The 12,592-nt window shown below is 46.3% G+C and carries 4 protein-coding genes; 2 read left to right on the top strand and 2 right to left on the bottom strand.

From position 1 onward, the window contains the following. Positions 1–106: 106 nt before the first annotated feature. Both ACL6C3_RS17345 and uvrC read right to left on the bottom strand, forming a co-directional pair. Entirely contained in the window at positions 107–5,425 is a 5,319-nt protein-coding gene (locus ACL6C3_RS17345; RefSeq protein WP_413160191.1) for a PAS domain S-box protein, read from the bottom strand. 2 nt (positions 5,426–5,427) lie between these two features. Beyond that, positions 5,428–7,377, bottom strand: a complete 1,950-nt coding sequence (gene uvrC, locus ACL6C3_RS17350) for an excinuclease ABC subunit UvrC (protein ID WP_413160193.1) — start codon at positions 7,375–7,377, stop codon at positions 5,428–5,430. Between the two features lie 2,082 nt (positions 7,378–9,459). Between uvrC and ACL6C3_RS17355 the strand changes: the two genes are divergently transcribed. Beyond that, on the top strand, positions 9,460–10,806 hold the full coding sequence (locus tag ACL6C3_RS17355) for a TldD/PmbA family protein (protein WP_413160194.1): 1,347 nt from the start codon (positions 9,460–9,462) through the stop codon (positions 10,804–10,806). A 527-nt stretch (positions 10,807–11,333) separates the two neighbouring features. Next, positions 11,334–12,587 carry a lipid-A-disaccharide synthase gene (locus ACL6C3_RS17360; protein WP_413160195.1) on the top strand — a complete coding sequence of 418 codons (1,254 nt, stop codon included), beginning with the start codon at positions 11,334–11,336 and terminating at the stop codon, positions 12,585–12,587. Positions 12,588–12,592 lie beyond the last annotated feature (5 nt).

Raw genomic sequence — 12,592 nt, forward strand, 5'->3', positions numbered from 1 at the left:
ATTGGCAAAAATAATCGCTCACAATTGCAAGCGGGGCGGGTTTATGTCAGTTATTTCTAGGAAAACATAGATTTAGACAGAACCCGCCCCTACAACAGTCCCCTACTCAAGCACAAACAACCCGATTTCGACCTTGATTTTTAGCTTGATATAACGCATCATCGGCTTTTTTAATCACTTCTTCTGGGGTTGAACCCTGATCGGGGAAACAAGCCACACCCAACGAAGCCGTGATCTGACCCAAATCTTGACCCTGATAAAATAACTCAAGCTGTCGAATTCCCTCGCACAACAGTTGCGCCCTGGCTGTTACCGTTTCCAACGACATCTCCGGTAAAACCAACGTCATCTCCTCCCCTCCGTAGCGACAGGCGACATCCGACAGGCGAACTTGACGCTGAAGAAACCGAGCCACCTCCTGCAACACCAGATCCCCCGCCTCGTGGCCGAAGTTATCGTTAAACTGCTTAAAATGGTCAATATCAACCATAATAACACCTAACGGCCGACCCGAACGTTGCGATCGCTTAAATTCTCGGTGTAAAAACTCTTTCAAATAGCGGCGGTTAAACAGTCCCGTCAGCGGATCGCGAATACTTTGATTGCGTAATTCTTCGCGCAATTGTAAATTAGATAAACCCAAAGAAATCTGTTCGGCCACCGTTTGGGCTAACTGTTGTTGACCCTTACTCAAACCTTCAACTTCTTGAGTTCGCAGATAAAATAAACCAAAAGCCTGACCCTGAACAATCGTTGGAATACAAATAGAAGCCGTCGGTAGAGGTTGACAATCAACATGATGACAAAACAAACCCGGTTTAGTCCCATCCGCCAAATGAATTTGTCCCCGTCGCAACGCCCAACAATCATCAAAAGCGAGATTCAATTCACAAGAAGCCAACTCTCCAAAAGAAGCAATAGATTCGACTTGATTTGCTTTTTGATTGCTCAACAAAACCGTCCCCGCACAGTCGGGAAAAAGCTGTTTAAGAAACTCAGAAATCGGCCCGTAAGCTTCTTCAACCCTATGACAAGCTTGCAAAAACTCAATCATTTGATTAATAATAGCCGATTCTCGGTGGCGCTGTTCCAACTCTTTAACCGACTGTTCTAGGCGTTGATTCACTTCAGCCAGATGTTGATTCGCCCGTTGTAAAGCCAGTTCCGCCTGTTTCTGTTCTGTGATATTCTGAGAAACAATCATCCCCAAAATCACCTCGCCCTCTTCATTTCTAATCGGAACCGCCCTCACCAAATACGTCTGATCTTGATGTTGAATTTCCTCAACCCGTTCGCTTCCATCCAACGCCGTTTGATACAACGATTCAGTCGAAGTGTAAATTTCCGACGACAACGCCTCCGACAACGTATGACCTTCTAACGCTTCCCGACGCAATTGTAAATGAGCCAATCCTTGACCATCTGCCACCAAATAGCGTAAATTGCGATCGAATAAAAAGATCGTACCGTTGGGGAAATTATGAGCGATCGTCCGATAAAGTTGTTCGCTAGTGCGTAAATCTTCCTGAACCCGTTTAAGAATCGTAATATCGCTAAACGTACAGATAACGTGTTGAACTTTTCCGTCTTCTGTCAGTTGGGGTTCGGCGCTGACCAAAATCCAAATCAAGTTTTTTTCTTCTCCCCCTTTCCCCGAAGGGCGATAAATTCCCATCAACACATTTCTCACCGCCTGACGGGTTAAAATCGCTTGCGTCACCGGATGATCTCGAGAAGGAAAAGCAGAACCATCTTCGTGAATAATTTCCCATTCCGCAGACAGAGACGTTTTCCCCAACAGTTCCTCTTCACTCAACCCCAACAATTGCGACGCCTTGGGATTACACAACAACACCTCACCCTGGGAACCGTGCAACGTCACCCCGACGCTTAAATTGCGAATCAGCGTACTAAACCGTTCTTCACTCTGTTTGAGGGCAACTTCGGCCTGTTTGCGTTCGGTAATATCGAGCATCACCCCCTGCAACAAAATCGGCGTCCCATCTTCATCCCGAATCACCACCGCCGAATCCTGCACCCATAATACATCCTGATTGCGCGTTAACAGGCGATATTCGTAGCTAAACGGATGATCGTGGGTGGGGAGGTTCAATAACCGATTGCTCATCTGTTCTCGGTCTTCGGGATGGAGGCGTTGCGACCACAGTTGCGGGTTACTCATCCATTCATCGGCAGTATACCCCAACATTTGTTCGATTCGGGGGCTAATATACAACGGCATACTCGCTTCCCCGACGGTAATTGTATAAACCGCAGCCGGCATTTGTTCCACCAGCGCCCGATAACGGGCTTCTGAGGCGCACAACGCTTCTTCGGCGAGTTTTTGTTCGGTTACGTCTATCGCCACCCCAAACAGGCGAATAACCTCCCCTTCTTGGTTTTGGATCACTTCTCCTTGGGTATTAAGATAGCGCAGTTCTCCATCGGGACGGATGAGGCGATATTCGACTTCAAAATATTCTCCCCCCGTTAGGCTGCGGTTTAACATTTGTTGGTGATGGTCTTGATCTTCGGGGTGAATCATTTCTATCAGTTCTTCTAGAGTCGGTTCGCCGTCTGCGGGGTCCAAACCGAATATTCTAAACATCTCCTCAGACCAAGTAATTTGTTTGGTAATTACATCAAAATTCCAATTGCCAATATGGGCAATGCGTTGGGATTCTAACAGGTTTTGGGTCGTGTGGCGCAGCGCTTCTTCTATGTGTTTACGTTCGGTGATCTCCTCAATTACATAGCAGCATCGGGGATGGGTAAAGTTTTCCCCCTGTACCGCACAAATGGTGGCCGATAACCAATGTTCTCCCGTTGGGGTTTTGTGGAGATATTCAAACCGTGCGGGTTTCTGATTTTCTTGGGTTTGATTGCAATGTTTTATCCACAGTTGAATTAAGTTTTCCGGTATTCCCAATTGACGGCAGCTTTGATTTTTCATTTCCTGTTCCCCCAGGCCGAATAATTTCGCCGCCGCCGGATTATCCCAGAGATGATAAATCTCATGATTTATTAATTCAACTACGCCCATCATTAAGGTTGTATTTTCACATAAATTGCTGAGAATTGCTTCTCGATCTAACAGAATGGCTTCGGTTTTTTTGCGTTCGCTAATATCTTGAATGATGCTAATAATATATTCGGGTTCTCCTTTGGGATTGCGAACTAATGAACCGCTTAGATTTACCCAAATTTCGCTTCCGTCTTTGCAAATGTACCGCTTTTCAAAGGAAAATCTCGGAATTTTACCTGTTAAAATGGGTTCGACTAAGGCTAAGTCTTTCGGTAAATCTTCGGGATGGGTGATTTCTTGATAGGTTTTTGTTAAGAGTTCTTCTACGGAATATCCCACTATTTCTGTAAATTTGGGATTGGCTAAGAGAAAATTACCCGATGGGGAAACGGCTATTATTCCCACTTCGGCTTGTTCAAATATTACCCGAAATCTTTGTTCGCTTTCGCATAACGCCGCTTCTATTTCTTTGCGTTCGCTAATTTCTATCCAATATCCGATTAATTCTACCGGGTTTCCCGCTTCATCCCGAATTAGTTTTACTTCGTCTCGCATCCAGCGATATTTACCGTCTTGATGACGGAAACGATATTCGTAGCGATAATATCCCTGTTCTAATATTTTCTCCAGTTCTATTGTTAAAAAGGTTTTATCCTCGGGATGAACATGACTCCACCAAAAGTTATAATCGCTTAAAAATTCTTCGGGTTTATATCCTAAAATATTCCGCACATTTTCGCTGATAAAGCTGACTTTATAACTCTGATAGTGACAGCTATAAATGATTGCTGGATTTGAGGATAACAGTGCGCTTAATCTGTCTTTTTTCCACTTGAACTCGATTTCTGTACACCGATATTTCGCGATTTCTTGGGTTAATTTTTCCGTGCGTTCGTGTACCCGTTGTTCTAGTTCGTTACTCAGGTGACGGTAGGATTCTTCTCGCTCTTTTAGGGTGTTTTCTATCTGCCGACAGTGGGTTATGTCTTCTCCGGTTAATATTACATATTCCACTTGACCTTTCTCGTTGCACAGGGTATTATTAAAATGGGAAACCGTGCGCGCCTGTAGACCCTTCGTTTGCCAAGTCAGTTCTTGCTGGGGGGGAAAGCCGGAAGTTTGTAAGTTTTGGAAGCTGCTTTTGACTTGCTGTTGTTGCGGGGGGGAAAGAAAGATTTCCCAAAACACTTGATGTTGAACTTCGGACAACGAATAGCCGGTTAAGACTTCGCAGGCTTTGTTAAAGCGGACAATACGGCCGTGAGTATCGAGGACGACCACTAAATTACTAATCGTCTCGACGATCGCCCGATTCAGATCTTGTTCCGGGGGAGAGTTCACCGCTGGAGGTTGGGGGGGTTGACGAGTTAGCCGTTGAACTCGTTGACCTTGCAACTGGCGGACCTGTTGTTGCAGCATCTGAATCACAGTGTACATCTCCATCGGATCGAGAGCGTGCAGAATCGTGGTTTGGGTGACAATCCCCGCGATCGCCCCTTTTTCGGTTCCAACGATTAAATGATGAATCTGCTGTTGCTGCATTTGTTGATGAGCTTCCCATAGATTATCATCGGGATGGAGCAATTGCAAGGGTCCGTACATAATCCGATCGACTCGGATGTGATAATCTAAACCCAAGGCTTGAAACAGGAGTAGATCCGCTTCTGTTACCAGACCCAAAGGCTGTAGTTGATTGTTGGTAATTTTCTCGGCGATCGCAATACAACTGACGCGATATTTAGCCAACTGTTGGGCGACTTGTTTAACCGTAGCATCGGGAGGGGCATAAATCACCTCTGGACTCATCACCTCCTCAACCCGTCTGAGTTGAAGTAAATCTACCGGTCTCAAACAACTGCGAAGGCTTTCTAACGTAACCAACCCCAAAAGCTGTTCATCCTCGGACAAGATGGGAAGATGGCGGATGCGATGCTGACGCAAGAAATTAATCGCCGTAAACAGATTGTGAAATTGCGATCGCCTCAAAGCGATCAGTTCAGTGGTCATCACCGCAGAAACCCGGAGTGGGTTGTCTAGAGTTTCTGTAGCAATTAAGCGGACTAGATCTCGTTGGGTGACAATTCCCAGCAAACGAGAGTCATCCACGACCAACACACAACTTCCCCGTGCATCTCGGATCAAATCTTCCGAAGAGATCCGATCCGATCCTGACAACGTACAGGTCTTTCTCACCTGATACATCAAAGCAATCACTTCGCACAGAGGAGTTTGCGGAGAAACCGTTAACGGGTTGGAGTCGATCGCCGCATCCAGACAAGAATCAAATCGGGATAAGCTGCTGGCAGGCATAATCAGTCGAGGGTTATCGAGTTTGGGTCTATCTAAGTATTCATCATAATTTCCCTCAACCCAACCTGACCGTCTTTTAGCATTTTGCATCCCTAAGTGATTATCGCATCTTTTCCGTCGGTTGTCGGATGAAAATAATTATAGATCTGTTGAGCTAATTTTATTCCAATTCCCGGAACTTCGCTAATTTGTTCGGGGGTTGCCATGCGAAGATAATCAATAGAGCGAAAATGTGCCAACAGTTGTTTTTGGCGGTGCTGTCCCAAACCGGGTATTTCATCCAAACGCGATCGCTTTAGACGCTGAGAACGTTTATCGCGATGAAAACTCACCGCAAACCGATGGGCTTCATCCCGCAGACGCCTTAACAGTTGCACTCCCGGTTGTTCGGCGTCGGTTTCGAGGGGAAAAGACTCACCGGGGAGAAAGATTTCTTCTCGTTGTTTGGCTAAACTGACAACTCGCAACTCTTCCAATAAGTTCATTTCCGATAACACTTTAACAACCGCCGAAAGTTGACCTTTCCCCCCATCTATCATTATTAGATCCGGTTTATCGACGGCTATTTTTTCCGGGGATAGTGTGGGATAATCTCGAAAGCGTCTTCCAATGACTTCGGCTAAACTGGCAAAATCATCGGAACGTCCGGCACGAACTTCGGAGTTTCTAATCTTATAATGGCGGTACTGTTGGTTGGCGGGTAAACCGTCTATAAACACCACCCTTGAAGCCACCGCATCCGAACCCTGAATGTGAGAAATATCGTAACCTTCTATCCGGTGAGGAATATCGGGAAGATCGATAATTTCCGCCAAATCTTCTAAAGCTTGAGTATTGCGATCACTCAATTTTTGGACTCGTTCCAATTCATAACCCGCATTGCGTTCAACCAGTTCAATTAACTCGGCTTTGGTTTGTCGTTGGGGATTGATAATTGTCACCTTGCGACCTTTATATTCACTCAACCAATTAGATAGAATAGATTCTTCGGGTAACTCGTACTGAACCAAAATTTCGCTCGGAATTTCCACCGGATCGACCGTTTGATAGTGATCTTCCAAAACTCGCTGTAAAATAGCCCCGTATTCCGATAATTTTTCCGACTGGCTGTCAGCATCTTCGCTTAAAGTTTCCAAATTAAACCGTCCGACCTCCGCTTGAAACCCCAACCGTCCCACCAGTTGACCCGCCCGAATTTGAAACAGTTGAATACAAGCTTGTTTATCATTCGCCGCCAAAGCAATAGCATCTCTAGACACTCTATCATCGGGAAGGGAAACTTTTTGGTCGGCGTTGAGAGACTTCAACCCCTGTATTTGGTCGCGAATTTTCGCCGCAGTTTCAAAATTCATCTTCTCGGCTGCGGCTTCCATTTGTTGGGTGAGATAGTTAATTAATTCTCCGGTACGTCCCTGAAAAATCATCGCAACCTTTTGCATGGTTTGATGATAGTCCTCCGGGGAAATCAACAGTTGACAAACACCCGGACAGCGACCGATATCATAATTCAAACAGGGGCGATCTTTAAATAGGGGTTTTGGACGCTGACGGAGGGGAAAAATCTGTTTGACCAAATGCAGGGTACTCCGCAACAGTCGGGTATCAACGTAAGGACCGTAAAAGCGATCTTTGGGTTTTCCCAAGCGGCGTTTGCGGGTAATAAAAATCCGGGGATATTCTTCCGACCAGGTAATGCAGAGATAGGGATATTTTTTGTCATCTTTCAACAGCACATTAAAATAGGGTTGGTGCTGTTTGATCAAATTCGCTTCCAACGCCAAAGCTTCCGCTTCGGTATCGGTAACAATAAACTCAATTTCTGCCACCTGTTGAACCATCATGGCAATGCGGGGACTGTGGCGGTTGTCGTCGCGAAAATAAGAACGAACCCGCGATCGCAATTTCTTCGACTTACCAATATAAAGGATATGGTCCGACTTATCCCGCATCAGGTAGACACCGGGAACCGGCGGAATTTCTTTTAACCGGCTTTCCAGGCGATCGCGATCTTTAATTAGAGCTAGAGTTTGAGTAGAAGTCATTGGGTTCTATTTTTCTTTCTATATTATTGTTTTCTGTTTTATCGTATCGTTTTGAAACCAGAACCGAAAAACCCAAGGATACAAACCATTAAACCATCCCTAAAAAACCCGACCCCTTCGTCGGGGTAATTAATAACCGTAGGGGCGCATTGCCATGCGCCCTAACTAATTGATATCTTCCCGCAGACAAACTACATAAACCCACCCCACCCACAAAACCCGTCACCCGTTTAGGGGGTTGATCACAATTATCGATAACAAAGATAATTCTAGTCGGGGGCAGGTTTAGCAAAGTTATCGATAACACAGATAATTCTAGTTGGAGGCGCGCCCCTACATAAACCCATCCCACCCACAAAACCCGTCACCCGTTTAGGGGGTTTAGCAAAGTTATCGATAACAAAGATAATTCTAGTCGGGGGCAGGTTTAGCAAAGTTATCGATAACACAGATAATTCTAGTTGGAGGCGCGCCCCTACATAAACCCATCCCACCCACAAAACCCGTCACCAATGTAGGGGGGTTTAGCAAAGTTATCGATAACAAAGATAATTCTAGTCGGGGGCAGGTTTAGCAAAGTTATCGATAACACAGATAATTCTAGTCCGAACCCACTCCTACAAAACCCGTAAGCCGTTCGGGGTAATTAATCACCGTAGGAGCGCCTGGCAATGCGCCCTAACTAATTGATATCTTCCCGCAGACAAACTACATAAACCCACCCCACCCACAAAACCCGTCACCAATGTAGGGGGGTTTAGCAAAGTTATCGATAACAAAGATAATTCTAGTCGGGGGCAGGTTTAGCAAAGTTATCGATAACACAGATAATTCTAGTTGGAGGCGCGCCCCTACATAAACCCATCCCACCCACAAAACCCGTCACCAATGTAGGGGGGTTTAGCAAAGTTATCGATAACAAAGATAATTCTAGTCGGGGGCAGGTTTAGCAAAGTTATCGATAACACAGATAATTCTAGTCCGAACCCACTCCTACAAAACCCGTAAGCCGTTCGGGGTAATTAATCACCGTAGGAGCGCCTGGCAATGCGCCCTAACTAATTGATATCTTCCCGCAGACAAACTACATAAACCCACCCCACCCACAAAACCCGTCACCCGTTTAGGGGGTTTAGCAAAGTTATCGATAACAAAGATAATTCTAGTCGGGGGCAGGTTTAGCAAAGTTATCGATAACACAGATAATTCTAGTCCGAACCCACTCCTACAAAACCCGTAAGCCGTTCGGGGTAATTAATCACCGTAGGGGCGCCTGGCAATGCGCCCTAACTAATTGATATCTTCCCGCAGACAAACTACATAAACCCACCCCACCCACAAAACCCGTCACCAATGTAGGGGGGTTTAGCAAAGTTATCGATAACAAAGATAATTCTAGTCGGGGGCAGGTTTAGCAAAGTTATCGATAACACAGATAATTCTAGTCCGAACCCACTCCTACAAAACCCGTAAGCCGTTCGGGGTAATTAATCACCGTAGGGGCGCATTGCCATGCGCCCTAACTAATTGATATCTTCCCACAGACAAACTACATAAACCCATCCCACCCACAAAACCCGTCACCCGTTTAGGGGGTTTATCAAAGTTATCGATAACAAAGATAATTCTAGTCCGAACCCGTCCCACAAAATTCTGGGTTTCTGCCTGTTATCCTTCTGCGATGATTAGCCGGAATGCAAGGGGCGCAAGCAAAAGCACCCCTACAATTTTCTATTCCCTATTCCCTATAGCTAGATTGCCTATTTCCTGTAACCTGTCCCCTGTAACCTAATAACTGGTGACGGGTTCGGCAGTGCTGACTTGGCGGAATAGTCGAGGAGCGCGTTCCTTGCGACGGGCGCGGTTTCCGTCAGAAGCACAGTTTGCAATCTTAGCAACTGCCGTTCGCGCAGCGTCTCCGAAGGAGATACCCGCATATGGTGACTGGTGACTGGTGAGGTGATAATTGCCTGTTGCCTATTGCCCGTTGGCTGTTATATATTATTATGGACAGACAACCCCAAAAATAGCAGTCGCACCATCCGCGATCGCCATTCGGATTCTTACACTTCCTTTATACCTATGACTGTTGCTAGCGCTCCCAACCTGCTCGGCGAAGACGAAGCCCTTTCCTTAATTGAAACGGTTATCCAACAATCGGAAGCCGAAGAAGTCTTTGTGACGATCAGCAACAGCGAAGAATCCCTCACCCGGTATTCGGAAAATCAAATTACCCAAAATATCAGCAGCACCAAATTTAGCCTCTCGATTACCAGCTATTTTGGCAAACGCAGCGCCACCGCTTCGACAACCGAACTCGACCCCGATGCCATCAACGCCGCAATTAAACGTTCCGAAGAATTGGCAACGATCGCCCCGGAAGATCCAGAATGGGTACCGCTGCTAGAACCCCAAACCTACGATAACCGCACCCCCGCCTTTGATGAAGCAACCGCCCGTTTTTCCCCCCTGCAACGGGGAGAGCGAGTTAAAACGATTTGTCAGATGAGCGCCGAGGCGAACGTCGAAGGTTCGGGAACTCTCAGCAGCGATGCGGAAATCTTCGCGATCGGAAATTCTCGGGGGTTGAGAGCTTGTAACCGTTTAACCAGCGCCGATTTTGGGTTTACCGCCAAGATCGATAACGGTTCGGCCTGGAGTCGCCGCAGCGCGATCGCCATGCAAGATTTACCGATAGAATCGTTAACGGAAACTATTATTAATCGCGCCTATTCTGCTCGCAACCCCCGAGAAGTGCAACCGGGAGTTTATCCGGTAATCTTTGATGGTGCGGCTTTTGCGGATTTGTTGATGTGGGTGATGTTTAATTTGGATGCCCGGGCAGCCGACGAGGGGCGATCGTTTATGTCGCGTTTGGATGAAAGCGGAAAACCGGGGGGAAATCGCCTGGGAGAAGCGCTGTTTAGTCCGATGGTGAACGTGGGGCGAAATGCCGGTCATCCTTTAATTGGGGGTTCGACGTTCTTCGCCGACGGGCTGAAAAAAGACGATCTCGAAATTATCAAAGATGGAATTCCCCAAACGCTATCCTACAGCCGCTATTGGGCGGCGCAGAAGGGCGTTGAGGCGAACGGGGCGATGTATCCGGTGGTGATGGCGGGGTCGGAACAAAGTTTGGCGGATTTGATCGCCCAAACCGAACGGGGAATTTTGGTTAGCCGCGCCTGGTACGTGCGTTATGTGAACCCCCGCACGTTGGAGGTGACGGGGATGACGCGGGATGGCACGTTCTGGATAGAAGACGGGAAAATCGCCTATCCGATCAAGAATTTGCGCTTCAATCAACGCTTGCCGGAAATGTTCGCCGAGGTGGACGGTTTGAGTCAAGTTCACCGCTACGGTAGCATCGTGGTTCCGGGGGTGCGGGTGAAGGCGTTTAATTTTAGCAGCATCACCGATAGCATCTAAAAGGTGTCTCCGGGGAACGGCTTCTGGCTAATGCACATTTTGGGAATTCTGTCAACTGGGGGTCAAAACGGGTGGTGAAAATTCGTTCGTCGCGGGTGAAGGAAAGGGGTAAAAATTTCGGGGAATGGCGGGGTCAAGCAACGAATTAATAAGGGTTTCAGCCGTTAAGATGAGTAAAAACACCTTATAGGTCAGACCATTCCTGCATTATCTTCAAGACCTAGAATACCATAAAGCCTGAAACAACGCAAGCACGTTGCTTATTGATAATTATTTTCGAGTTAAGTTTTGTAAAAATGGCTGATTGATATAAATTACAAAAGGAAAAGCAAGATTACTATAAGCCGGACAAATAACTTAGGTAGGTTTTCAAAAACCCCGTTTCTCAATAGAAAGGGAGTTTTTAATCAACTTGAAACCCTATATACTAAATGGGGTTATAGTAAAGGATGGGTAAGATTAAACTGGGATATAATGTGCAGAAATAAGGGTAAAGAAAGGGGGTTTTTGGGGTAATAAATGAGATTATGGAATTTGTCGATATTCTAATTCTTTCTAACGGCCCCGGAGAGCTAACAACTTGGGTGCGTCCGGTGGTGGAGGCGCTGAGAAAACAGTTGGGAAACCAAAGCGAAAAGGTGAGAATTTCGCTGATGCTTTCGCCCTGTCCTCATGCAACGGGAAAAGAGGTGGCGATCGCGAATTCTTATCGGGAGATTGATCGGGTTCAGAGTGCGGACTATTTTTGGCAATTTTTATTATCGGGAAAAACGGCGGAAAATTGGGATTGGTTTTCTCGGGGTGCGGTGGTGTTTTTGGGGGGCGATCAATTTTTTACGGTAATTGCCGCTAAACGGTTGGGTTATCGTAGTGTGATTTATGCGGAATGGGATGCGCGTTGGTGGCGGTGGGTAGATGGTTTTGGGGCGATGAATGGTAAGGTTATTGAGGGAATTCCTAATGAATATTCTGCTAAATTTAGAATTGTTGGGGATTTGATGGCGGATGTGCAGTTGAGAAAAAATCAAGGTTTGGGGTGGGAGTTTTTGGGCGATCGCAATATTGAGTTAATTGGTTTGTTGCCCGGTTCAAAACCGGCGAAGTTGGCTCAGGGTGTTCCGCTAACGTTGGCGATCGCCGAATATTTATATCAGAAACGACCCCAAACTTGTTTTATGATTCCCGTTGCCCCCACGCTGGAGTTATCAACTTTAGCAAAATTTGCCGATTCTAAGTTTAACCCAGTTTTATCACAAATTGGCGATTTTCAGGCGAGTTTACATTATTCTAATCCGCCCTATTTTCAGTTGGCATCGGGGTTAAAAATTTACCTCTGTACGGAAACGCCGGCTTATGGTTTGTTGTCTCAATGTCGGTTATGTTTAACAACAGTTGGGGCGAATACGGCGGAATTGGGGTCTTTGGGGGTGCCGATGATTGTATTGCTTCCGACGCAACAGTTAGATGCGATGCGAGCTTGGGATGGAATACCGGGATTGTTGGCTAATTTGCCCTTGGCGGGTTCGTTATTTGCGAAGATGATTAATTGGATAGTATTGCAACAAAAGAGGCGGTTTGCATGGCCGAATATTTGGGCGAAAACGGAAATTGTGCCAGAATTAGTCGGGAAGTTGGACGCGAAAACAATAGCGGAGTTGGCGTTGGATTATTTGGAAAATCCCGAGAAATTACAACAAATGCGCGATCGCTTAGTTCAAGTGCGGGGTCAACCGGGGGCGGCGGAAAAGTTGGCGAAAATTGTGTTAGAACAAGTCTTATAAGTTAT

The organism is Capilliphycus salinus ALCB114379 (assembly GCF_047276495.1).
GTDB lineage: Bacteria > Cyanobacteriota > Cyanobacteriia > Cyanobacteriales > Microcoleaceae > Capilliphycus > Capilliphycus salinus.

Bases quoted from the DNA above. Each gene is read 5' to 3' on its own strand.
- ACL6C3_RS17345 (WP_413160191.1), bottom strand. From the start codon at position 5,425: ATGCAAAATGCTAAAAGACGGTCAGGTTGGGTTGAGGGAAATTATGAT.
- uvrC (WP_413160193.1), bottom strand. From the start codon at position 7,377: ATGACTTCTACTCAAACTCTAGCTCTAATTAAAGATCGCGATCGCCTG.
- ACL6C3_RS17355 (WP_413160194.1), top strand. From the start codon at position 9,460: ATGACTGTTGCTAGCGCTCCCAACCTGCTCGGCGAAGACGAAGCCCTT.
- ACL6C3_RS17360 (WP_413160195.1), top strand. From the start codon at position 11,334: ATGGAATTTGTCGATATTCTAATTCTTTCTAACGGCCCCGGAGAGCTA.